21 protein-coding genes are annotated in these 26,142 nt (G+C 39.5%); 1 reads left to right on the plus strand and 20 read right to left on the minus strand.

Features of this window, described 5'->3' with window-relative positions:
- Positions 1–22: 22 nt before the first annotated feature.
- The 3 genes from H8692_RS00860 to H8692_RS00870 all read right to left on the minus strand — a co-directional run bounded on the left by H8692_RS00860 (position 23) and on the right by H8692_RS00870 (position 3,724).
- Complete coding sequence (locus tag H8692_RS00860; protein ID WP_187524767.1) at positions 23–454, minus strand: hotdog family protein; 432 nt, start codon at positions 452–454, stop codon at positions 23–25.
- A 48-nt stretch (positions 455–502) separates the two neighbouring features.
- Positions 503–1,888, minus strand: coding sequence for a Na+/H+ antiporter NhaC family protein (locus H8692_RS00865; RefSeq protein ID WP_187524768.1), 1,386 nt, complete (start codon positions 1,886–1,888; stop codon positions 503–505).
- A gap of 426 nt (positions 1,889–2,314) precedes the next feature.
- Positions 2,315–3,724 (minus strand): sigma-54 interaction domain-containing protein, encoded by a 1,410-nt coding sequence (locus H8692_RS00870; protein ID WP_187524769.1) that lies wholly within the window; start codon positions 3,722–3,724, stop codon positions 2,315–2,317.
- Positions 3,725–3,966: 242 nt separating this feature from the next.
- Here H8692_RS00870 and H8692_RS00875 point away from each other — a divergent pair, with 242 nt between their 5' ends.
- On the plus strand, positions 3,967–4,203 hold the full coding sequence (locus tag H8692_RS00875; RefSeq protein WP_187524770.1) for a helix-turn-helix domain-containing protein: 237 nt from the start codon (positions 3,967–3,969) through the stop codon (positions 4,201–4,203).
- A 9-nt stretch (positions 4,204–4,212) separates the two neighbouring features.
- On the opposite strand, the gene H8692_RS00880 is transcribed toward H8692_RS00875, so the two are convergent.
- The 17 genes from H8692_RS00880 to uvrA form a co-directional block, all read right to left on the minus strand.
- Complete coding sequence (locus tag H8692_RS00880; RefSeq protein WP_187524771.1) at positions 4,213–5,232, minus strand: FUSC family protein; 1,020 nt, start codon at positions 5,230–5,232, stop codon at positions 4,213–4,215.
- 196 nt (positions 5,233–5,428) lie between these two features.
- Positions 5,429–6,799, minus strand: coding sequence for a Na+/H+ antiporter NhaC family protein (locus H8692_RS00885; protein WP_187524772.1), 1,371 nt, complete (start codon positions 6,797–6,799; stop codon positions 5,429–5,431).
- Positions 6,796–8,007 carry a CaiB/BaiF CoA transferase family protein gene (locus H8692_RS00890; protein WP_187524773.1) on the minus strand — a complete coding sequence of 404 codons (1,212 nt, stop codon included), beginning with the start codon at positions 8,005–8,007 and terminating at the stop codon, positions 6,796–6,798. Before H8692_RS00890 ends, H8692_RS00885 begins: the two co-directional genes overlap by 4 nt.
- Positions 8,004–9,218 carry a CaiB/BaiF CoA transferase family protein gene (locus tag H8692_RS00895; RefSeq protein ID WP_187524774.1) on the minus strand — a complete coding sequence of 405 codons (1,215 nt, stop codon included), beginning with the start codon at positions 9,216–9,218 and terminating at the stop codon, positions 8,004–8,006. Before H8692_RS00895 ends, H8692_RS00890 begins: the two co-directional genes overlap by 4 nt.
- Positions 9,219–9,582: 364 nt before the next feature.
- Entirely contained in the window at positions 9,583–10,974 is a 1,392-nt protein-coding gene (locus H8692_RS00900; protein ID WP_187524775.1) for a sigma-54 interaction domain-containing protein, read from the minus strand.
- A gap of 25 nt (positions 10,975–10,999) precedes the next feature.
- Positions 11,000–11,989: a MerR family transcriptional regulator gene (locus H8692_RS00905; RefSeq protein WP_187524776.1), complete on the minus strand. Its 990-nt coding sequence runs from the start codon at positions 11,987–11,989 to the stop codon at positions 11,000–11,002.
- Positions 11,990–12,067: 78 nt separating this feature from the next.
- Positions 12,068–13,354, minus strand: a complete 1,287-nt coding sequence (locus H8692_RS00910; protein ID WP_187524777.1) for an L-cysteine desulfidase family protein — start codon at positions 13,352–13,354, stop codon at positions 12,068–12,070.
- A 31-nt stretch (positions 13,355–13,385) separates the two neighbouring features.
- Positions 13,386–13,898: an L-2-amino-thiazoline-4-carboxylic acid hydrolase gene (locus H8692_RS00915; RefSeq protein WP_187524778.1), complete on the minus strand. Its 513-nt coding sequence runs from the start codon at positions 13,896–13,898 to the stop codon at positions 13,386–13,388.
- Between the two features lie 158 nt (positions 13,899–14,056).
- Positions 14,057–14,944, minus strand: a complete 888-nt coding sequence (locus H8692_RS00920) for a DMT family transporter (RefSeq protein ID WP_187524779.1) — start codon at positions 14,942–14,944, stop codon at positions 14,057–14,059.
- Positions 14,945–14,968: 24 nt separating this feature from the next.
- Entirely contained in the window at positions 14,969–16,345 is a 1,377-nt protein-coding gene (locus tag H8692_RS00925; protein ID WP_187524780.1) for a Na+/H+ antiporter NhaC family protein, read from the minus strand.
- 32 nt (positions 16,346–16,377) lie between these two features.
- Positions 16,378–17,985, minus strand: coding sequence for an amidohydrolase (locus H8692_RS00930; RefSeq protein WP_187524781.1), 1,608 nt, complete (start codon positions 17,983–17,985; stop codon positions 16,378–16,380).
- A gap of 13 nt (positions 17,986–17,998) precedes the next feature.
- Positions 17,999–18,220 carry a hypothetical protein gene (locus tag H8692_RS00935; RefSeq protein ID WP_187524782.1) on the minus strand — a complete coding sequence of 74 codons (222 nt, stop codon included), beginning with the start codon at positions 18,218–18,220 and terminating at the stop codon, positions 17,999–18,001.
- Between the two features lie 11 nt (positions 18,221–18,231).
- Positions 18,232–19,671, minus strand: coding sequence for a sodium:solute symporter family protein (locus tag H8692_RS00940; RefSeq protein WP_187524783.1), 1,440 nt, complete (start codon positions 19,669–19,671; stop codon positions 18,232–18,234).
- Between the two features lie 30 nt (positions 19,672–19,701).
- Entirely contained in the window at positions 19,702–20,319 is a 618-nt protein-coding gene (locus tag H8692_RS00945; protein ID WP_187524784.1) for a hypothetical protein, read from the minus strand.
- A gap of 45 nt (positions 20,320–20,364) precedes the next feature.
- The gene (locus H8692_RS00950) at positions 20,365–21,594 is read right to left on the minus strand and encodes a saccharopine dehydrogenase family protein (RefSeq protein WP_187524785.1); all 1,230 of its coding nucleotides are present in this window, start codon (positions 21,592–21,594) and stop codon (positions 20,365–20,367) included.
- A gap of 287 nt (positions 21,595–21,881) precedes the next feature.
- Positions 21,882–23,273: a sigma-54 interaction domain-containing protein gene (locus H8692_RS00955; protein WP_187524786.1), complete on the minus strand. Its 1,392-nt coding sequence runs from the start codon at positions 23,271–23,273 to the stop codon at positions 21,882–21,884.
- Between the two features lie 26 nt (positions 23,274–23,299).
- Positions 23,300–26,134 (minus strand): excinuclease ABC subunit UvrA, encoded by a 2,835-nt coding sequence (gene uvrA / locus H8692_RS00960; protein WP_187524787.1) that lies wholly within the window; start codon positions 26,132–26,134, stop codon positions 23,300–23,302.
- Between the last annotated feature and the right edge of the window lie 8 nt (positions 26,135–26,142).

The raw sequence follows: 26,142 nt of genomic DNA on the forward strand, positions 1-26,142 counted from the left end.
TCCGCATCTTCACTGGTTACATCTATTTATCAGGAGCTGTTATTACAAATGTCACATCACCTTTAACTGTAAGTATAGGATCGTCAAACACTTCCGAACGATCAGTTTGCTGATTATATTCCGATGTCTTATACATTTCATAGCCGTAGACTCTTGATGTATTCCCTTGTTTGATAAGCCAGCAGATAATTTCCACTGCATCCAGCATATGTACAGGTCTCAGTATATTGCCTTCTGTATGGACAAAAAGTCCTCCATCACCGCCATCTCTGATATTGCTCAGCTCTGTACAGCAGTCTATGCATTTTTCCATAAGTTTGCATCCTGAAATCATCTCTCCCGGATAATGCATATCCTCACCATGAATAGAAAGTCTGAATTTCAGTTCAGTAACGTCACTTCCTTTTCTCACTTCACTCAGTAAATCTCTTCTCTCCGCTTCAATTCTTGCCATTTTAATCCTCCTTTTATCTTTAACTTTAATTTACTTATTTTTTACTCTTTAAAGAGCAAATCCACAGATTAAGAATCCTATAAGAGCCAGCGCAGCAGATATCACTGCATATGGGAACTGTGTAAATGCATGTTCCAAATTATCCATACCGCATGCCTGAGATGTGAGTACAGTGGCATCTGAATAAAAGCACGCATGACTTCCAAACGTTCCTCCCGATACTATCGCACCGAATACCACCAAAGGATTAGCTCCCCCTGCCAACGCAAGCGGTATTAGTATAGGAATAGTCAGAGCAGGTATTCCCCAATTGCTTCCTGTAATAAATGACAGCGCTGCAACCACCAAGAACGTAATAGCCGGAAACAGATCTGCATTCATATACGGAAGTACTGCGTTAATAACGAACTCCGGCAGCCCTATTCCATCCATAGAAAGCTGTACAGTAAGGGCTCCTATAGTTATGAACATCATCGGAACCATAGAAGCAAACCCCGACGCAAACCCTTCACAAAAGCCTTCAAAAGACAAAGCCTTTGTAGGCAGATACATTATCAGCATAACTATGATAGCTCCTGCCAGCCCTATGAGAATATCTCCTGTACAAATAGACACTGCTATTACCACAGCCAGCGGAACAACGAAGAACCAAATGTTTCCACCTTTACCGTCAGTATCCATTCCTTCAGATTCCATGAGCTTATCAAACTCTGTTATACCTTTATTGTATTTTTCACTTTTTTCGGAATACACTCTTCCTGTTGAGGCTACTCTCTCATAGGCTTTCTTCATGCCAAACATCTTTGGTATTACGCCTAATATGACAAGCGGTACGACGATTACAGCGGTCCATCCGTAAAATATGAATGGCAATGACTGCACATATATGTCCATGCCGCTTCCAAATGATGCCATACCCGCTTCTTCACCTACTACACCTGCATAAAACACAGCCCATGTGGATAATGGAATCAGTACACATACAGGAGCCCCTGTTGAATCTATGACATATGCCAGCATTTCTCTCGGTGATTTGTATTTATCACAGGTTTCTCTAAGGGATGTGGATATAGTCAAAATATTAAGATAATCATCCATGAATACAATAATTCCCAATATCCATCCGATTATCAGCGTCTTTTTTTCTGATTTGGCAAATTTCCGAAGCAACTTACCGAACCCTAACGCGCCCCTTGATCGCTGAAGCAGGAATGTGAAACCCCCCAGCAAACCAAATACCATGATCATCCACATATTGTCAGCAGCTGTGACAGAAAATCCATCTAATGTCGCTCCAAGCACATTCCCTTTATCTGTCATCAGAAAGCCGATAACTGCACCTAACAAAAGCGCCTCAAAAGTTCTTTTGGTGACTAAAGCAAAAACTATGATCACGATAGGAGGAATCAACGTCAATATACCGAAATTATCCATACATCTCCCTCTCCTTTCTTATATTTGATCGTCACAGACGATCATCTGAGTTACACCCGCGCGGTGTTTCTTATATTTGATCACCAGCGGTAATCATTGTTACAGCGACAATTCTTAAGAACATTCAGTTGTTTTCTTGTGCACACCTATATTTATTGCATTAATTATGCCAATTTCAATATTTTTCTGAAATCATTGATTTTTCAATGTTTTCCAAATCTTCTTAGAATATCTCTTGTCTACTGAAGTGTCCTTTTTGCAACTCTTCCTCCTTTTCCCGACACTCTGATTCTTTATATATGTACAATTTCCTTAAAACTTGCATTTTTTTAAGGTTTTTTCTAAGCAAATAAAAAGTTGCATATAGCCAACCTTAACAGTTGTTTATATGCAACTTTTTATTTTCTCTTGCAATTTTTATTATGATTACTTAAATATTATATCGTATTTTTTTAATTTTCGACCTATGGTAGATTTATCTACATGCAGCTTTCTGGCTACTTCTGCAGCAGTATGATACTGTTCGAGATAACTTACCAATACCTCTCTTTCATATTCCTCCATAAGCTGGTTTAACGTAATATTTTCGCTGGCCGATAGCCTGTTTTTATCTCTTCCGGCAGATTTCAAAAGATTCTTTACCTGTCTTGCAGTTATATGTTCTCCGTCATATACAACCATGGCCCTCTCAATCATATTTCTCAATTCCCTTATATTCCCATGCCACGGGGCGCACATAAGTTCAGATAATGCACCTGTGGATATATTCTTTTTTATATTATATTCTTCTGAAAAATTTTCAACAAAATACTCTGCCAGAGCTTTAATATCTTCCTTTCTCTCTCTGAGAGGAGGAATTTCAAGAGGCACCACATTCAATCTGTAATAAAGATCTTCCCGGAAGGCGCCGCATTCTATAGCTTCTTTTAAATCTCTGTTGGTTGCCGCTACTATACGTACATTTACTTGTATAGGCATTTTTCCCCCTATCCTCATGAACTCTCTTTCCTGCAATACTCTCAGAAACTTTGCCTGAAGCCTGAGCGGAATTTCTGTTACTTCATCAAGAAATAATGTACCTCCATTCGCAATTTCAAAAAGTCCCGGTTTTCCTTTATTATCTGCTCCGGTAAAAGCCCCCTTTTCATATCCGAACAGTTCTGATTCAAGCAAATTATCAGGGATTGCTGCACAGTTTATCTTTACAAAAGGTTTATCATTTCTGCTGCCCATATTAAATATATAATCTGCGATCACTTCTTTGCCTACTCCTGATTCCCCTGATATAAGTACTGTAGTATCCAGCTGAGATATACGTCTTGCTGTCTGAAGTATTTTTTTCATTTTTTCACTTTTTGCTATCACTTTAGGTTTTCTTGACTTACTGCTTGCCCTGAGATATTCAAGTTCCTTTGCCTGTCTTTCCGAAAGTTCTTTCGTCTCTTCCAGCAGCTTTTCAAGAATCTTAGTCTCGGTAACATCCCTTTCGGTGCATATAACAAGTTCTATTTTATCATCTTTAAAATAAGGAACTGCAGTGACATAAAGACTTCCTCCATCAGCCAGTTTCTGGATCATTCTGCATTCATCCCTATTTTCTATGGCTTTAAGTACAGAAGATTCGTCGACATATCCCACCTCTTGGAGATATCTCATGTTTTTGCCAAGAATATCTTCCAAAGCCATTCCTCCGCCGGTACGTTCCGATTCTTTATTCACCATCAGTACATTACCCTGTCCGTCTGTTATAAAAACTCCCACTTTAAGGGCGTCTATTATATTGAGAAATTTTTCATAATTGTCCAGCAAAAGCTTTTTTTCACCGATTCCGCTCATCTAAACGCCTCCCTTGACATCATAGACTTATCATAAGTATCTGTTTCACAGACTAAAATCTGCTTCTTAAATTATATGAAACAGATTTTTTCACATGCGCAAATGAAAGAGGTTTCGTTTATTTATGTCAATAATAATTCGTGATAGCGAAACATTTCGTTATTACGAAACATTATAATCGCAATGTTGAAGATAATCAAGCATTGTCTTCACTATCATTAAAAACCAAGGAGATTAAGGATATGCAAAAAATCAGACCTGACATGGACATAGGCCATAATATTCAGCGTTTGAGAAAAAGATCGAAACTGACACAGGATCAGGTCGTAGCAAAACTTCAGCTCACAGGAATAGAAATGTCAAAAAGTACCTATGCAAAAATAGAAACTAACAGAATGAATGTAAAAGTAAGCGAGCTTATAGCCCTATGCAATATTTTTAACGCTGATATCTCAGAATTTTTTGACGGGCTATTATAGACAAATTAATTATAAAGTGTTCCACTTCTTATTGTATAAACTGATAATATAAGTGATTATCACTGCGCATAAAACTCCGAACACGTTTTGAACCAGCCGGGCAATCATCGTTAACTTAAGTCCATATGTTCCGACAGCTACACAAAGCCCGCCGCATGTATTAAAAGGAACTTTTGAAATATATTTACTGCAGAAACTCAAACAAAAACCTCCTGCTATTCCTATAAAGCCATACACATTTTCCGGCAAAAACAGGCATATTATAAAAAATATAATTATCCCAAGCACAGTTCCCTGTATTCTGTGAACAAATCTGTTTTTTACTTCATGTTCAAACGGAACAAGTACTGACATTGCAGCTATACCTGCCCACATTGCTTTAGGAAGACCTAATATTTCTCCTATGAAAATTGACAAAGTTACAGCCAATGTAGCCTTCACCTGCCATTGAGACTTCAAGTTTTTAAACCCAAACTCCTTAATAATATCCGAAATCTTCCTCGTCTCTTTCATCTTATAATGCTTATGAAAAAAAACAAGACACGTAAGCAGAAAACCGACTGCTATGGCTACCACTCTTGAATAATAAAGCTTTCCTGTAACATTATATCCATATATCAGCAAATATCCCAAAACCATTATAGAATGGTTAAAATATTCAACTTTTGAGCAGCAAAGTACGTATATTATAAATATACCTACAATGTTTATCAATAATCCAAAAAATGGATTGACCATATTCGCCGCCATAGGCAAAAACATTATAATAAGAAAATATATAGTAAATATTTTAAAGGAGTCTTTAAGGGAAACGCCAAAATCCGTTGATTGAAAGGTCAATACACACAGCAAAACAGTAACTCCCACACTGCTGTTGTCAAAACCAAACAAAACAGAGTATACAATAACAAAAACGCTGCAAAATAACAGCGTCAAAACACCTTTTGCGGTCAGCGCCGCAATATAATAAATCTGCCTGCTCAATGAATCGGAATCTTTTATCAAACTTTTTAATTCTGATACATCCATCTGCAAATTTTTAGAAAAGTTCAATTTTTTCACTTCCTTGTTTTTTTGTTTAATCTTTATATATTTATGCTATCACTTCAATAATAAATTGTCAATTTGTTGGATTTATAAAAAAACACAAAAAAACAGCCCCAAAATTTAAAATCTTTGAGGCTGTTTTTTCACTTTGATTCCCTATTTGTCATCATCACTATTATCACATCATCATTATCCCTGCTGCAAGATATGCAATAACTGTTATCACTGCTGATAAAATACAATACGGAAGCTGGCTCAACGCATGATCCATATTCTCTATCTTACATACGGCCGAAGTGAATACCGTGGCATCAGAATAAAAGCACGCATGGCTTCCGAAACATCCTCCGCAGGCAATGGCTCCCAAAATGATAAACGGATTGCACCCTATGCTGATGGCAATAGGTACTATTATCGGTACCATGACAGCCGGCACTCCCCAGTTGCTTCCCGTAGTAAAAGACAGCACCGCTACCGCAACAAAAGTCAGAGCCGGAAATATGGCGGGACTCAGCACCGATTCAACAGCTTCGCTGATATATTCAGGAAGCTCCATAGCTATGAGAGCATCCCTTACCATAAAAGCTCCCACTATAATTATTACCGGTGATATCATGTTTTTAAAACCATTCATACAGTTTCTGCAATAATCGGAAAAACCCATAACCCTAAGAGGTATATAGATAACACCGCAGATGCCTATAGCTATCATTGCGCCCTCCATGAACATGCCTTTTATTGCCCACACAACCAGGATCACAAGAGGTATCACAAAAAGAAGAATTTTCCAAGCTGCCGGCTTTTCCATGTCGCTTTCTCTTTTCCCTTCATTTAAATACGAGCTTCTTTCACTGTATACATTTCCTCCGGATTCCACTCTTTTGTACGCTGTTTTCATCATGCCCATCTTAGGCAGCCATCCTGCAGAGAACAGGAATACCACCAGTATAGCTGCCATGGAATAGAACATAAACGGTATTACATGTAAATAATTTGACATAGCTGTCCCGGTAAGATCAAGTGATTTCTCCGCCATGAATATACCTGCGAAAAACACTCCCCACGAACTTACCGGAACCATGATACATACAGGTGCTGCCGTGGAATCAAGTATATATGCCAAAGCCTCCCTCGGTATTCTGTTTTTGTCCGAAGTTTTCTTCATTGCAGCCCCTACTGTCCCTATATTTGAAACATCTCCTATAAAAAAACTCAATCCCAATATAAATGTACTCAAAAGAGTCCTTCTCTGATTAGTTGCTACTTTCAATATATACTGCGTCAGAGCATCAACACCTCCCGAATGAGTCACCAGTTCTATAAATATCCCGATGAATATAGTAAGCAGTATCACCCATATGGTATCTGCATCCATGAGAACAGAATAAAGGGAGTCAACAAACGGTTTAAAAAAGTCGTCTTTGTACATCAGCACATACGACAGAGCTGCTCCAATAATAAGAGCCGAAAACGTTTTTTTTGTCACAACCGCCCATACTATAATGAATAATGGCGGAATCAGACACAACCATTCAAATCCACTGCTCATAATACTCCTCCTTCTGATATACTGATCACTTTATCGGCAGCCAACCTATCTATTTCTTCACTGGAAAACCCCACCTCCATAAGGATGTCCCGAGTATTTTCTCCCAGCCTGGGAGATGATTTCATTATGCAGCCCGGAGTCTTGCTGAATTTAACCGGAAACCCAAATGTCCTGAGATGACCTACATTGGCATCTTCAAATTCAATGGACATATCCCGAGCTTTGATCTGAGGATGTTCTATAGCATCAAGAGGATCAAAAGAAGCAGATACAGGTATATTGAATTCTGCAAAATCTCTGAATATTTCTTCCTCAGTTTTCTCTGCAAATATTTCTTTCATAAGCTCAGTGAAACTTTCAAAATTTTCACACCGGAGATCATTTGTAGAATATCTCGGATCCTCTTTCAGATCTGGCCTCCCAATTGCTGCACAGAAATCCGGCCACATAGTCTCGTCATTTATTCCTGTCGCGATAAAGCCGTCAGCGCAGAAATATGTATCATAAGGTACTATTTCTCTCGGTTTGGCATTGCCTGTTCTGCTTATCTGCTTCCCTGTAAGGGAATATGCCAGTATTGCATCCTCAATAGCGGCAAACATAGTATCCAGCATTGACACATCAATCCGTTTGCCTCTTCCTGTACGCCGTTTGTCATAACAGGCCAGTACGATGGCAAAAGCCATCATTAGTCCGGTATAACTATCACCTACCGAAGCTCCTGAACGAAGCGGCATATCATCGGGAAATCCTGTCATCTCCATGAATCCGCACATGCACTCTATGACATTGTCATAGGCTGTATTGGTACGAAGGGGACCGGTCTGACCAAATCCTGTTATTGAAGCAAATATTATCTCCGGGTTGGCTTTTTTCATTTCCTCATAACCCACTCCCAGCTTATCGAGGGTTCCGTATTTGAAATTTTCCAAAACCACATCTGTTTTTCTGTAAAGCCTCTTTATTATTTCTTTTCCTTCAGGCTTATTTAGGTCTACGGCTATTCCTTCTTTATTGCGATTATAGACAGCAAAGTATCCGCTATTGCCATTAGACGCATATGGATGCCATGATCTGGACTGATCCCCTCCGTCCACACGTTCCACCTTGATTACCCTTGCTCCGTAATCCGCCAGATTCATAGCGCAGTATGGTCCGCTGTATGCCTGCGAAAAGTCTATTACGGTTATTCCTTCCAGCGGTCTCATATCGATCTTCCTCCTTTACACATTATTACTCCACATTCTTCCAAGTTCATGATATTTTCCTTGCTCACACCTGCGTCTGTAAGAAGTTTTTCAGTATCCTCTCCGAGAATCGGCGCTGATCCTACAGGCTGATCATTTATTCCCTGCATTTTAATAGGTATTCCCGGCATCTTTATTCTCCCCAGCTGCCTGTCTTCAACTTCCACTATCATATTTCTTACTTTAAGCTGTTGGTTTCTGAAAGCCTCCTCTACAGTATATCCGGGTCCGCTCGGTACGTTTAAAGGTCTGAGAAGGTTTTCCACTTCATTCTTTGTCATTTTTTTGAACTTTTCAGCTATCACATCTCTCAGGCCCCTTAAATAATATTCTCCCCGGGATTCATTGCTGCTATATCTGGGGTCATCCAGAAGCTCACTCATATCCATAGCTATGCAGAACTTTTCCCATTGAGAGTTAGTCGACACGGCAGTTGATACTATGCCGTCTTTCACCTGAAAAGTATCGTAAGGAGCAATTGCTCTTGACCGATTTCCCTCCCTCCTAAAACGTCTTCCGGTCATCATCTCAGCAATCAGGATATCTTCAAGCGCGGAAAACATACAGTCTGCAGATGCTATATCTATCTGCTGCCCCTCTCCGGTAATATCTCTTGCCATTAATGCAGAAACTATTGAAAACGCCAGAAACACACCTCCAAACTGATCTGCCATTCTCGACCCATGAGCAGTAGGTTCTCTTTCCTCAAAGCCGGTTATCTCCATAAGACCGCATAAAGCCTCTGCAGTAATATCGTTTCCTGCGGTATTGCTCATAGGCCCCGTTTTTCCAAAGCCTGTATGTGAAGCATATATTATTCCGGGATTTATTTTAAAAGCCATCTCATATCCCAATCCGCACTGTTCCAGCTCTCCTGCAGGAAAAGACTCGCACACTACATCAGCATTCTTTATAAGCTTCCTAATAAGCCGCTGTCCCCTTTCATTCTTCCTGTCTATGCATATACTTTTCTTCCCTCTGTTCATATAGGCATGGTAAGCGCTCCCTTTCTCTGTTTTGGGAAAACTTTTTCTAAGTACATCTCCGCCGATATTATGATCTTCTACTTTTATGACTTCTGCTCCGAAATCAGCAAGAAGCATCGTACCGTAACTTCCCGTATGTCCCTGTGTAAAATCTATTATCCTGACTCCGCTTAATATTCTCTTCATTTTTCCCTCCACATTTATCAAGCTCCCGAACAAAATGCAATACCTCTTATTTTTGTTTCACTTATCAAATACTTATTTTCAACTTCTATCCTTGTCATCATTACCTCCTTAATAAAATTATTTATATTTTTCAAAATATTCTCATTTTATATATTGAGCAATTATTATGCCAAAAAAAAAACGTTGAAATACCAACGTAAAAAAAAAATCTATTGCAGCAAAGCAACAGATTTTTTGGATGTTCCTATTGTTAAATTATATATTGCTATTTTATAAAGATTGCAGCATCATGTATCGAGCTTTTTTAAGCCAGGTTCATTGCACATATGCAATGAATTTTGTCATCTCGCAACAAACTTACGATTTATAATCCATACTTCTTTATTTTCCTGGAAATAGTCGACTTATCTACATGAAGCATCCGAGCCGTAGCGGTTATTGTTCCACACTCTTCCAATATCTTGGATATTACCTGTTTCTCATATCTGCCCACTATATCTTCAAGATACAGATCACTTTCCGTTCCAATATAATCCGAAACAGCAGGTGCTTTATTATTCAGACAAAATTCAACCTGAATTGCCGATATCTCACTTCTCGCCGTACTTACAGACAAACGCTCCACCACGTTTCTAAGCTCTCTTACATTACCGGGCCAATTATATGATTCCATCACCTTCACAGCATCATCACTTATTGTTTTGCGTAAATTATATTCACTGTTAAATATGTCAAGAAAGTGTCTTGCCAGAAGCTCGATATCTTCTTTTCTCTCTCTTAGTGAAGGTATATTAACAGGTACAACAAATAATCTGTAATACAGATCGTTCCTAAAACGCCCCTCTTCCACTTCTCTTTTCAGATCTCTGTTAGTGGCCGCTATTATCCTTATATCTATATGTACAGATTTTTCACCGCCCACTCTTCTCACTTCTTTGTCCTGAATCACACGAAGCAGCTTTGACTGCATCTGTACAGATAATTCCCCTACCTCATCAAGAAAAAGAGTACCTCCGTCAGCAAGCTCAAATAAGCCCATCTTTCCGCCTTTTCCCGCTCCTGTAAAAGCCCCTCCTTCATATCCAAAAAACTCAGATTCTATGAGAGTTTCCGGTATAGCCGCACAGTTGACCTTCACAAAAGGAGCTTCAGCTCTGCTGCTGTTCTTATGAATCAAATCCGCTATAACTTCCTTTCCGGTTCCCGACTCCCCCATTATCATAACCGTCACATCTATCTTTCCTATGTTCTCAGCAAGTTCCCTGATATGAAGCATATTTATATTTTTTGTTATAAACTGTCCTGACAAGTCATCCTTTTGGTTCTTAAATCTCAACAATTCCTTCTGCAGCTTGTTTTTCTTTTCAACCTGCTGACCGAGAAGAGTTTTCAGTCTTTCAACCTCGCTTATATTGCGCTCCACACAGATTATAAGATCGATACTACCCTTCCAAAACAGAGGGACACTTGTGGTCATACAATGACCTCCGGCTCCAAGCTCCTCTACAATACATTCCTCTCTGTGACTTCCTATAGTCTTCATAACGGCAGACTCTGTTATATACCCCATATCCAGCAGTTCAGACATATTTCTGCCTATTACTTCCTCTCTTGTAAGGCCTCCTGTCTTTACAGATTCACTATTTACTATTATGACTTCCCCTGTTCCATCCGTTATCCATATACCGGTCCTCATTTTATCAATTATATCAAGGACGATATCGTAATTATCCTTTAAAAAAGTGCTGTACTTCATCCATCTTATACCCCTTTGTCGTTCATCATACCAGTCTCTTTACAATAAAAATCACCATATTCTCATCAGTATACTCGATTTTCACTTCAGTGTTTTTCAGTTGCAAATACTGTTTCATTTCTTCTGCTATTATGAAAAACTCTGTCTTATCACTGCCTTTCATCGCAGGATCTCTGTAACATCTGTCGGCTATCAGAACAATTCCGCCTTCTCTGCAAAGTTTCAAAATATTATCTGCCGCCTTATACTGATCACAGTAATCTATATGATGAAGCATAAAAGCAGATACCACTACATCACTTTTCCGATAAGAATTTATATCTAAGGAAAGAATATCATCCATAGACACTTTTATCCATGGAAATTTTTTCTTACTTTCAAGCAGCATTGGAAGACTTGAATCGATAGCCAATATATCTTTTTCATCTCCTATCTCCTGCCACAGATTACACGTTCCGCAGCCCACATCTGTAAAGGTGTTTTTCCCCATCGATCTGATCATTTCCTGCAAACGTCTGATGGTTTTCTGATAAGGAATATCTTCCTTCATATACCTGTTTATAAAATCAGAGGCCATTTCGTCAAAATTCCAAGCATTTATTATATCATCGTAATTTAACAGTTTCTTATAGCTCCTATTTCTTTCCCTGATTAGAATATCATTGAAATTTTCATCTTCACAACTGTCCATCAGCTTATTTATATTGCCTTTAAGCTCATTTTTTTTATTTTGCAGTTCTCTTATCTGAGCATCGAGAGCTTTATACTGAAGATATAACATATCCAAATATTCATTTTTAGTTTTGTCAAATGTCAGAATAGACTTTATTTCAGAAATAGAAAATCCCAAATGCCGCAGAACAGAAATAGTCTCGATCTGTATTAGATTTTCCATGGAATAATTTCTATAATTATTATCAAGTCTTTCGGGATGAATAAGTCCCTGCTCCTCATATATTCTCAACATTTTAGGAGTTACGGACAATCGCTGGCAAACAGCCTTTGTGTTCATCATTTGACACCTTCCTTTATAAACACGTATTATTTTATCTTATCTGTCCCAAATAATAATATACCGCTGATCTATATCAAGTCAATTCTTTCTGTTTTCATCCTCAAGCATAAGATTCAATATCTTTACATCTGTTTCGCGCATTCCTTCTTTTCCTACAATGCCTATATTGGCAATGGTTTTTTCTATATCGTCTATGACTAAACCTTCTCCATATGAAAAGCATCTGCCCGCCATAGTCATATCGTGAGCCAATATAGCGGCATCGACTGAAGATGCTATTTTTGCGGCACAGCTGGACTTTGCACCGTCACAAACAACTCCGCTGAGATTTCCCAATGTATTTATGATCGTTGAACATATCTGCTCATAAGTTCCGCCATGAAGATATGTTATAGCAGCTCCGCTGGCGCATCCTGCGCTGACTGCACCGCAGAAGGCGGAGAGCACTCCTATATGATTCTTTATATGTACAGCAATCAGATTACTCAACATCAGCGCCCTATATAATTTGTCTTCCGAAACTTTCAATTCCTTTGCATATTCCACTACCGGAACGCTTACTGTTATTCCCTGATTGCCGCTGCATGAATTTATCATGACAGGAAGCGAACATCCTCCCATGCGGGCATCTGACGCTGCAGCTGCCATTGCTTTGGCTCTTACTTTTATCCCTGTGCCATTATTATCAAGCAACGTTTTCCCTACTGACGCACCGTAATCATTATTAATACCTTCAAATGCTACCTGCATATTAAAATTTATCTGATCATCAAGCAAATTCTTTATTTCACTGTAATCTGTTGTATCAGCAAACTCAACAATATCTTTCACATTCAAAAGGCTTTTAAGCTTGCTTATATCATTGCTCTGCCGGCTGTCCTCCACACTGGAAAGCACTTCGTTATTCTTCCTCACATAAATTATATTAGTATGCTGCCCTTTAATTCTTACTTCTGCCTCATCTTCTCCTTTTACGGCTAAAACACGGATATACATATTGCCTTCGCCTTCTTCCAGGCCGCATTTACAAAAGCCTGTTCCCAAGAGCTCCTTCGTACGCCTTATATCTTCCTCATCAGCACTGCTTAGAACTTCAAGCTCATCACCTCCGCATTCCAGCATAGATCCCAGTACCGCCGCTGCTTCTATTCCATGCATGCCCCCTGAATTAGGTACTACCACTCCCTTTACATTTTTTATGACATTGCCGCTGCACATTATATCTATATGTTCCGGAAATTCTCCCAAAATGCTCCTTGCCTTTGCCGCTGCATAAGCTACAGCACCAGGCTCGGTACACCCGAATGCGGGAACCAGTTCGTATTGCAGAATACTCTTATAGGCTTTTTCTGTTTCTCTGTTCATAAATTTATACCTCCTTTCATACAAGACAGGATCATTCAGCCTTCCTGTCTATTCTTATTTCACATATGCCGTCCCCTTGTGCTATGACTTTCCCGAGATTAAACTCATAACCATCCATCTTAGAGCAGATTCCTCTGTCTCCATCCATGGCTATGTCACAAAGAAGAGGTATGTCCTCAACTTCTACGCCCAGTTTCTGCCAAGCGGAAACAAGAGGGCAATAATGAAAATCAATGTACAGCTTATCTTTGGTATTCTCTACTATTTCCATCTCAAATACCTTTTGACCTGTTTCATCTGCAAAAACTTTCAAAAATGAACGCAGGTCTTCCGGATTCTCACAGTTTTTTAATATTCTTTCCATCCCATGAAAACAGCCGCATTCATATATTGCCGACCTCCCTATATCCTCCATATCCATTCCTCTTTTTCTTATTTCCTCCAGCAGCAGATAGAACCATGTGGCTCTGTGCTCTATAGCATTTCTAACCAGTGTGGTTTTTTCGTCATTCACAATAACAGGTTCATTGATAATAGATTTCATAAAATCCGCCTCCTTTTTCATATAATGCACTTGCTCAATTAAATTATGAACTCTGCCCTAAGGGATAAGTCAATAGTTTAAACAAAATAACAGACAGACGGTAAAATCCCGCCTGCCTGTTACAAGTAATTATTGTTGGAGATAATTTTTATAAAAACTCAATTGAGTTCTTTTCCGTATGGCTGCTTTAAACTTATCTGTGAAATCATAAATCCTCCTATAACCATCACGCTTCCTGCCACATTCCTGAATGTCACCTGCTCGTATCCGAAACCTATAGCGAAAACAAAGGCAAACACAGCCTCAAAGCATAATATGATAGATACATTAGATGGTTTTATGACTTTCTGAGCATATCCCTGAATCACAAAAGACAGTGCTGTGCAGAATATCACGCCATATCCTACGGCTACAGCTACCGGAAAGCTTCCTGCCGATAAATCCGGAACAGGTTCGAGAATCAAGGCAAATATCAATGTTATCAAACCTGCTGATATTACCTGTACTACTGACATCCTTACAGGATCCACATTTTCGGCATAGCGGTCTATAACCATCATCTGTCCGGCAAAACACAATGCACACATGAGCTGTAAGAAATCCCCCAGCTGAATGGTGAAACTCTCGGTCAGTGACATTACCGCCAGTCCGGCAAAGGCTATAAAGGCACCCACAAGCGCATTCTTTTCCGGCCGTTTTTTATAAAACAGCCATATCAGAAACGGCACTATTACTACACATGCATTTGCCAAAAATCCGGCCTTTCCCGGTGTCGTATACTGCAATCCGACAGTTTGTGCCGTAAAGGAAGCGGCCAGAAAAATGCCTGAGAATATTCCGCAGTATACTTCCGATTTTTTCATTTTACATACCAGTCTGAAAAAAATTACTGCCAGCAATATTCCTGATAGAAGAAACCGCATAGTCAAATAATACAATGGTGTAATATCCGATAACGCCCACTTGATCACGCTGAAGTTCAGTCCCCAGCTAACTGCTATAAATAAAATTCCTGCATTTGCTAAAACTATGTACTTATTCGACATATGATCTCACCTGCTGCAACAAAACTACAACACAAATCCAAATACTATAAACAGCATGATCGCTACTACTGCCGATATCACAGCATATGGCAGCTGCGACAGTGCATGGTCCAAATTTTCCATTTTGCAAGCTTGGGAAGTCAGAGCTGTACAATCAGAATAAAAGCATGCATGACTTCCAAATGTTCCTCCCGAAAGGATAGCGCCCAATACTAAAAGCTCATTAGTACCTGTAGCTGCTGCCAATGGAATGAGAATCGGCACCGTGATGGCTGGTATTCCCCAGTTGCTTCCTGTAACAAAGGCCAAAGCCGCTACTACAACAAAAGCTATCGCCGGGAATAGTCCGGCACTCATATACGGCAGTACAGCATTTATGACATATGCCGGAAGACCTATTTCATCCAATCCCATCTTCATAGTCAGAGCACAGACAATGATAAAAAGCATAGGAGTCATTGATCCGAATCCGTTTACAAAAGCATCTCCGAATTCAGTAAAACTCATTGTTTTGGTAGGAAGATACATGAGCAAAGCCAGTATTATAGCAGCAATCAAACCGAATAAAACTTCTCCGGTAATCACGGCAACTGCAATCAATACGATCATTGGAACAAGGAAATTTATTATCTTTCCATCTTTTCCATTATTCTCTTCTAACCCATTTTCTTCCTTCACCACATTGAATTTAGCACTTTGTTCTGAATAAACATTTCCTCCTGCAGCTACTCTTTCATATGCTTTTTTCATTGTTCCCAGTTTAGGAATTACGCCATATATAGCAAGAGGCACTACTATAAGAGCTGTCATCCCATAAAATATAAATGGCATGGCATGGATATAAATATCCATGCCTGATCCATATACCTGCAGTTCTTTCTGTTCTGAAAAAATTCCTGCAAAGAATACCGCCCAGGTCGACAGCGGCAGCAATACACACACAGGAGCGCCTGTAGAAGCTGTAACATATGCGAACATTTCTCTCGGTATTTTCTGTCTGTCACACACTCCTCTCATTGCTGATGTCAGCGTCATAATATTCAAGGCATCATCCATAAATACGACGATCCCCAGAAAAAATGTTGTCATCAGTGACTTTTCCGGTTTATTGGCCAGTCTTTCGACTATTTTCGAAAAGCCGAAAGTACCTCGTGATTTTTCAAACAGCATAACCAAACTTCCGAACAGTCCCATAGTCACCAGCATTGACGCATTATCTGATATCGTAAAATACAGAGCTTCCAAATATGATGGAATAAAGTTTACTCCCTTTGCCACTACAAAGGCAAGCACACCTCCTACAATCAGCGGTTCAATGGTTCTTTTTGTCAGCAGCGCCATACCTATAACCACTAGCGGCGGCAGCAGAGTCAAAAGACCATAATCAACAACTTGATCCATATTTTTACCTCATTTCATTTTCTCCCAAAGCTTTATGAGTTATATACGATCTCACCGTCCATAATTGTCATGACAACCTTCATATCAAACATTGCCTGTCTATCCGTTGCACATTCAAACAGATTATGTTCGGTTATAACCATATCTGCCAGTTTGCCGACTCCGATGGTTCCAAGTTCATAATCTCTTAATGATGCGTATGCTCCTCCGAACGTATATGCCTTAAGAGCTTCATGAATGCTTACTTTTTCCCAAGGATTCCATCCGCCCTGAGGCTCACCTTCATTGGTAAGCCTTGTCACTGCCCGAAAAATTCCTCTGAAAGGAGAAATATCCACTACAGGGCAATCGGTACCGAATGCCAGAACACCTCCGCTTTTTCGTATAGATTCAAAGGGCCATGAATATTTCATTCTCTCTTCACCTAAAATTTTATGAAATGGATGCTGATCAAAATCATATTTAGGCATATGTTCCGGCTGCACTGATGCTATTACTCCCAGATTTCCAAAACGTTCCAGATCTGCCGGATCCATAGCTTCCAGATGCTCTACGCAATGTCTCAAATCCGTCCTTCCATACCGTCTGTAAGCTTCCTCAACAGCATCCAAACAAAGCCTTGCCCCTGCATCTCCACAGGCATGAACTCTCGTCTGAATACCTGCTTTATGAAAATCGCAGACTTGCTGTATAAATTCCCCGGGATCTATCATAGGCGATCCCTTCTCTCCCGGACGATCAGAGTAATCTTTAAGCATATACCCGGAATAACCTTGAGGCGTGCCGTCTATAAAAGCTTTTACTCCGTTGCATCTGAGCTTTGAGCTGTTATACTTCACTTTCTTTTCCAAAACACTTTCCACTCCTTCATCAAATAAAGGGTAAAAATGTATCCTGGCAGTAAGCTGCCCACTATCCTCTATTATCTTATAAGCATTTTCTCTCATGGGAGATGTTCCCGCAACATCTCCCAAAGATGTTATCCCATGTCTGTTTGCAGTATCTATTAATGTCTTGCTATACTGCGCTAATTCTTCATCACTAATAGATTCAAATATTTTTTTCTGAAGATTTATTGCAGCCATTTCATGCAGATATCCGTCAGGTTCACCGTCTTCATATCTTCCATAAAAGCCATTCAAAGGATCCTGAGTATTTTTATCTATCCCAAATCTCCTTAATGCAGCACTGTTTACCCATGCACCATGGCATTCTTTATTAAGAAGAAACACCGGTATATCAGGAAAATACTTATCAAGGCTTTCTTTTGTAGGCATCTTCTGATCCGGCCACAAAAGCGGATCCCATGCGCCGCCCATTATAAAACTCTTTCCTGCTGCATCTTTATGCAAATCCCACAGATATCTTGCGGCCTCTTCTTCTGATCTGGTATATCTGAGTATTCCATCTGCCTCAAGAAGACCTGCACTGACCAGATGTACATGAAAATCATTAAATCCCGGCATGATGAAATTATTCGACACATCAAATACTTCAGTATTGCTATCGATATATTCCTTGCTGTCCTCTTGGCTGCCGACAAATATTATTTTGTTCCCGTCCGTTACTACATATCCGTCTATCAGTTCATCTGTCACGGCAGTATATATATTCCTGCATCTGAAAGCTTTTTTTCTCATTTTTTCAGCGCTCCTATTCATCATCATCAACGGCCAGTACGCCTTTCTTTATTTCCATCAAATACAGCACCCCGCATACAGGACCGAATAAAATTGCTACTATAGCCAGAAACAGCGGAAGTACCTGCGCCGAATGAGTAATAACACCGGCTCCTATAATAATTGAAGCTACAACAGTGGCAGCTGTCCAAAAGTACGCCAGTTTCTGCTTTCTGGATTCTGTTTTCTTATCCATAATTGACCTCCTTACGCTTCTAACTGCTTATTTTCTTTATAGGTAACTTTAGAAATAACTATATAAGTTATTATGCTGAAAATTATGCAGGCTAAGTTGGTAGGTATTCCTGCAGGACACTGCAGCGCAAACTGCCAAACCATATACATAACTATCGCCAGCAATAAGCTCCAGAAACCGGCCGCAGGTGTTTTCTTTTTGTAAAACAATCCGAACATAAGAGGTACAAAGAATGCGGCCACCTGGAATCCTCCAATATAGTAGTACGCTTTCGAAATACCATCCTGCCAGAAATATGTTGCAAAAATTATAACAATACCCATTATTGCGATTACTACTTTAGTCGCGATTACTTCACCCCTATCAGAAAGATTCTTATTAATGAACCCTCTGTATATATCATGTACCACAACTGCTCCTGCAATCAAATAATCTGCACTTACTGTAGACATAACGGCCGACAGCAGCGCTGCTACAAACAACCCTCTAAGACCTATAGGTAATGTTTCAAACACTATAGCCCAGAATGCCTGAGACGGTGACTGAGCTGCAATTTCAGGATACTGAACGAGAGCCGCCATCCCTGCGAGTACCATTACAGTACTGAAAACAACGCTGAATAGCATTATACATGAGTATGATACTTTGATATCTCCTCCTGATTTAGACGATCCGAATCTCTGATATGACTGTGAATTAGCATACATTGCAACAGCACCTATCGCCCATGAAAGTATTTCCATGACACTCAGTCCACCGGAAGGCGATGTAAGATTAGGATTTATCTCATGCGCCTGCTGGAATATAGTTCCAAATCCATCAAAATGCGTATACATTCCGAAACAAAGGACACCTGCCGCAATAGACATTATAACGAACTGTACCATATCAGTAACAGCAAGACCAAACATTCCTGAAAGTGATGTATAAAGTACTATTATTACTCCTAATATTGCAAATGCAACCCACATGTTTATCCCGGTGACGTATGATATCACCTGTCCGCCTGCAGTAAGCAAAGCGGCTTCATAAAGTATAGTACACAGCATACCCATGGCCATGACCAGTTTAGTATTTTTGCTGTACATATACTGCATCAGATCAGGCATTGTTATTACCCAGTCAGGCATTTTATCTCTGACTAAAGGTCCTATCCATAAAGCAAGAGGTAGTCTTAATATAGTATTAGGTATAACATATATAAATAAAATACAAATACCCATGGTAGTGCCGCATTCAGCCAGACCTACGATGGACCACGAATCAATCCAGCTAGCCGCGCCCACACCGATAAGCACAGGTATTGTCAAACGTCTGGCCGCTACAAAATAACTTTTCATATTTTTGCTTGCCCGTCTTCTCATGGTCAAACCGACAGCAATGATAAAAACAAAGTAAAGAACGATGACACCCCAATCCAGTCCAGACCACATCTTTGTAAAATCTATCATATCTTCTTCCTCCATACATAAATTCCTAAATCAAGATTTGTGTTCTACTCGATACTTCAAACCCAGTATATGTTCGCTTTGAATACCGAATTCATCAAGATACACATATCTCTTGTTTACATTCTCTCCCCTATAAACAACCTCGAGCTCAACTGCGGGTCTAAAAAAATCCTGTTTGCTTATCAGGTCCAGATCTCCCTTTTTACCATAAAACCTTTTCATTATCCTCATCTGGATATGGTCCTCTGTTTTTTCCAGTATTTCTTTATAAGAAATATTAGCTTTCAATTTTTCACGATGGTCTTCTTGTGTCTTTTTACCGACGAATTTAAGATCTCCGTTTTCATATATATCATATTGCATCGGATGAACTTCGTTCAGATCAAACACCACAGCCACCTTGCCTTCACGTGACGGCCGCTTCCTGCTAAAGTAACTATTCCCTTTGAGGTCAAAATGATAAACCAGATAGCAATAAGGCACCCATACGTCTGTCATGGAGTTAACATCAAATTTGATCAGAGGTTTGCCGAAAATACTTCCATGAAGAAGTTTGATCTTCTCTTTGACAGCATCTTCTCTATTGCGTACTATATCAGTATGCAAGAAATTACTTTCAATCTTTTTTCCCTGTAAACGCTTGACCATATTGCCACCTGATTTAACCTTTCCAGTTTTATGAAACAAATCAATTTATCCTTCTATAACACTTTCTTTCCATTTGTATGGATAACCTGTATCCATCATTCTCTTGAGAAAATCATCCGGATCAAGTTCATCTGAGAATACGATACCCTTCTTTAATTCAGTATCTCCCAGTATAGTCGTTCCTATAGCTAAAGGCAGCGCCACATAAACAAGAGCTGTTCCAAAGAGCTTTTTAAGCTCAGGGCCGGGAGCATTCATCTTAGGGCAGTTCGCCTTGTAAGTAACTTTCTTTCCATCTTTTTCACCGCTGACTTCAACGATAAGTTCTATGAATGCTCTCTTATCAGCCTCTGCAAGCTCTTCATCTGTCGCTCCGAATATATTGTTCTGCGGAGGCGGAACCATTGAAGCTACCACATCTATAGGAGCCACCTCAACATCGCCTACTTTGATCTTCTCCTGAGAACACAAGCCTGAAGCATAAAAAATCGCAGGCTGATACATCATATAATACTTGAAGTCCAGGTCCTTTACTCCTTTAAAGGTGGCTGGCATGCTGTATATCTCTTCATGAGAATGATGTGTCACAGGAAGTGTTCCCACAGGTTCAGGAAAATCACACATTTCTATTCCTCCGAAAGGCGGATACTTCACGTATTTGCCATCCTCCAGTGCATAAGTAGGAGATGCACAGTCTACAAGGGCCTGTTTCGGAGACCATCCAGGATTCCATGGACGAAGTACCCAGTCATAAGGACCTTCCCCCGGAACAAGATTAGCTTTTCCGACTCTCATTTTTATGCTTTCCACAGAATCAAGTTTATTGGCAAACTTTCTTGCCAATACATTAGTCATTCCCGGAGCAAATCCACATCCGAACAACGCGGTGAGTCCTGCCTCTTTAAATTCTTTGCAGAGAGTGAGTTCATCTATGGATTTTCCTTCAAGGAATTCATCCCAGTAAGGATCATCAAAAGCTGTATTGATATAATTTGCTTTAGCTTTTAAAGCACCCTTCATCACATAAGTTGCCATCCACGGCATAACCATATCTACAACTACATCCACGCCTTCTGCAGCCCTTGCCACATCATCCGGATCTGTGGCATTCACAGAACCTGTTTTAACTTTAGCGTTCCCGATCTTATCGGCTACAGCCTTGGCAGTCTCTTCCTTCAAGTCAACAATTCTTATTTCTTCAACAGATTCCTGCCTTGCCAAGATAGATGCGCAAGCTCCACCCTGTCCTCCTGCACCTACGATCAATACCTTCATAATTTAAGTCCTCCTTCATGATTTGATAGGATCCTTGTTTTGTATCGCGACAAAAATATATAACGCAAAAGCCATGCCAACAGAAAAAACTTTTTTGTGAATATTGAATTTTCAATATTCTCTGTATATATTATCCCTTTTCCATATATAAAAGCTATTTATTTTTTATCATTTTCATACAAAAACAGGCAATTTGTTTCATTTTTAAAACAATTCGCCTGTTTTACATTCTTTTTCATCTTTTTTGTTTCAATTATAAAACTTTTTAGTTTCAATTATGAAACTAATCATTCTATGCCATATTTTTTCATTCTTCTTGATAATGTAGACTTATTGATTTTAAGAGCCCTTCCGACATCACTTGCCCGTTTATACTTTGAAAGCATAGCTTCCAATATATATTTCTCATATTCACCCAAAAGCTGCTCCATACTCTTTCCTTCAAGATTAGACAAGTCCATTCCCACAGAATCTGTCGCTATTCCGATTGCCCTCTCTACATGAGATTTCGTAATGATTTCATCATCTGAACTTATCATAATTCTTTCCATGACATTCTCAAGCTCTCTTATATTACCGGGCCAATCAAACTCCTGAAGCACATTCATCGCCTCTGCGGAAATCATTTTATTCATCTTATAATCAACGTTGAATTTATCTACAAAATATATACAAAGAGCCTCTATATCCTTTTTTCTTCCCTTAAGTGGAGAAAGTTCTATAGGCATAACATTAAGACGATAATACAAATCTCTTCTGAAAGTGCCGTTGGAAACGGCTTCTTTAAGATCACAATTGGTTGCCGCTATAAATCTTATATCCACCGGAATTGTCTTGATTCCTCCCACTCTCATTATCTCTTTTTCCTGTATAGACCTAAGCAGTTTTGACTGAAGATGAATAGGGATCTCCCCCACCTCATCGAGAAACAGCGTTCCGTGATTAGCCATCTCAAACAAACCTATCTTTCCATTTTTATCAGCTCCCGAAAAAGCTCCTTTTTCATAACCAAACAATTCTGACTCTATGAGGTTTTCCGGTATGGCAGCACAGTTGACCTTTATAAAAGGTTTTCCTACTCTACCGCTGTTCTGATATATAAAATTAGCAAATACCTCTTTGCCTGTTCCCGATTCTCCTGTAAGAAGTACAGTAGTATCCAGCTTAGCTACACGCATAGCTTTTTCAGCAAGCTTCTTTGTCTCCAGATCTTCCGCAATCATATTTCCCCACATTACTATATTCTGTCTTCGCAGATACTCTATCTCTTCTTTTATCTTGGCATTATCTTTATTTTTTTCCTCCAAAAGCTCCTTCAAAGTTAGTGTTTCTGTTATATCTCTTTCAGTACAGATCACTATATCCACATCATCATCATGATATAAGGGTATCCCAGTTACATATACTTTATCTCCATCTCCAAGATTCTGTATCAGCGCTTCCTCTTTTCCGCTCTTCAAAGCTTCAAGGGAAACAGATTTCTCTACAAACCCTGTATCCTCAAGTTCACGCATATTCTTTCCTACAGTCTCATCCCTTGCCAATCCTCCTGTTTTGCATGATTCATCATTAAGCAGCAAAGTATTACCGTCATTATCAGTAATGTATACACCGACCTTAAGACAATTGAGAATACCCAGCAGTTCTTCATAGTTGTTCTGTATGAACTTCTTGTACATGTTCCCCACCAATCTCCCATAAATACCTAATACAATACCTTTTTTAAAAATTCTCCTGTATAGGATCCTTCAGTTTCAGCAATCTCCTCGGGAGTTCCCTGCGCTATAATCTTTCCTCCCCTGAATCCTCCGTCAGGACCCAAATCTATTACATAGTCTGCACGTTTTATGACATCTAAATTATGTTCTATAACTACAACTGTATTACCAGCATCCACTAACTTATCCAACACTGATATGAGCTTATCCACATCAGCAAAATGAAGTCCTGTAGTAGGTTCATCCAATATATAAAGAGTTTTGCCGGTACTTTTTTTAGAAAGTTCGGCTGCAAGTTTTATTCTCTGCGCCTCTCCTCCCGAAAGCTGTGTACTCGGCTGCCCAAGTTTAATATATCCCAGTCCTACTTCTATAAGTGTCTGAAGCTGCCTTGATATTGTCGGTATATTCTGGAAAAATTCAGCGGCCTCCTCAATATTCATATCCAGTACGTCAAATATACTCTTGCCTTTGTATCTGACCTCCAGCGTTTCTCTGTTATACCGTTTTCCCTTACATACTTCACATGGAACGTAAACATCAGGAAGAAAATGCATCTCAATCTTTATGATCCCATCCCCATTACATGCTTCACATCTGCCGCCTTTAACATTGAAACTGAATCTTCCTTTTCCATAGCCTCTCAGTTTTGCTTCCGGAAGCTGTGAAAACAGGTCTCTTATATGAGTAAATACCCCTGTATAAGTAGCTGGATTGGATCTCGGAGTCCTGCCTATAGGCGCTTGATTTATATCTATAATCTTATCAATATTTTTAAGACCGTTTATTCGTTTATATTTACCCGGTTTATCTTTACTCCCATACATTTCCGCGGCCACTGCCTTATAAAGGATCTCGTTTATAAGGCTGCTTTTTCCTGATCCCGAAACTCCAGTGACACATACCATTTCACCAAGAGGTATCTTGACATCTATACCTTTAAGATTGTTTTCTGCAGCTCCCTTTATCTCCAAAAATTTGCCGATTCCTTTTCTTCTTATCTCCGGCACAGTTATTTTCTTTTTCCCACTTAAATACTGTCCTGTAACAGATCTCGGACATTTCATTATGTCCTCAACAGTACCCTGCGCTACAAGCTCTCCGCCGTTTATCCCGGCTTCCGGACCTATATCCACTATATGATCGGCAGCATACATGGTATCTTCATCATGCTCCACTACTATCAGTGTATTTCCTATATCTGTCAAACGTCTGAGTGCTTCAAGAAGTTTTTCATTGTCCTTCTGATGAAGCCCTATACTCGGTTCATCAAGTATATACAAAACTCCCACCAATCCGGAACCTATCTGAGTAGCCAGCCTTATACGCTGTGATTCTCCACCTGAAAGAGTAGCCGATGCTCTTGACAGTGTGAGATAATCCAGACCTACATTAGCAAGAAAAGTCAAACGTCCTCGAATCTCTTTAATTATCTCCTCGGCTATTTTCATATGAGTCTCGGAAAGCTCAAGATTTTTTACGAACTCTATCGCATCAGCAACCGACATATCACAGAATTCCATTATATTTTTTCCGCCCACAGTTACTGCCAGTAGCTCTGGTTTGAGCTTATTACCTTTACAGACCGGACACTCGGTCACTCTCATATATTTTTCCATCTTTTCTTTAATCCATTCAGATCCGGTCTCTCTGTACCTTCTCTCAAGATTATTTATTATACCCTCAAAAGTATGATTCCTGTTTTGAGTATCACCGTTTCTGTTCGTATAGACATATTGCAGCTTTTCGTCACCGGTACCGTACAGAAGCACATCTTTAAACTTCTTTGGTAAATCTCTGTAAGGCGTATCCATATCAACATGATATTTATCAGCTAAAGCTTTTATCACCTGCCAATAAAAACTTGTATATTCCATAGTCGCAAATACATTGCTGAGGCACTTATCGTTTATGCTCTTATCCTGATCTGTTATTATCAAATCAGGATCTATACTCTGTATAAATCCAAGCCCGTTACATTCAGGACATGCTCCCATAGGATTATTGAAAGAAAACATTCTGGGTTCCAATTCCTCTATACTTACTCCATGTTCAGGGCATGCCAAGCTGGTACTGAATGTTTTCTCTTCTATATTCCCATTTTTATCTACTATTACCTGAACAAGTCCCTCGCCATGACTGATAGCCAATTCACATGCGTCTGACAGTCTGCTCTGTATCCCGTCCTTTACTTTGATCCTGTCCACAACGATTTCTATAGTATGCTTAAAGGTCTTTTCAAGTTTAACTTCATCTTCGCCCAGTATCTTTATATCGCCATCAATTCTTACCCGTGTAAATCCTTCTTTCTTTATCCGGTCCAGAACCTTTTCATGCTGTCCCTTTCTCTGCCTTATGACAGGCGCAAGAATAGTAAGCTTCGTTCCTTCACCTTCCATTGCCAGAAGCTCCACAATTTGATCTATGGTCTGACTCGTAATTTCTCTTCCACATACAGGGCAGTGCGGTATGCCGATTCTGGCATACATCAACCTCAGATAATCATATATCTCGGTAACGGTTCCCACTGTCGATCTTGGATTTTTGTTAGTCGTCTTCTGATCTATGGAAATTGCAGGCGAAAGACCCTCTATATATTCCACATTGGGTTTTTCCATCTGTCCCAAAAATTGTCTGGCATATGATGACAGACTCTCCATATATTTTCTCTGACCTTCAGCATATATGGTATCAAAAGCCAGTGACGATTTTCCTGAACCTGATAATCCTGTGAGAACCACAAGCTTATCTCTTGGTATAGTCACATCTATACCTTTCAGATTATTTTCTTTAGCTCCCTTTATTACAATATCTTTAGCCATATTATATT

The organism is Lentihominibacter hominis, assembly GCF_014385065.1.
GTDB classification, from domain to species: Bacteria; Bacillota; Clostridia; order Peptostreptococcales; family Anaerovoracaceae; genus Lentihominibacter; species Lentihominibacter hominis.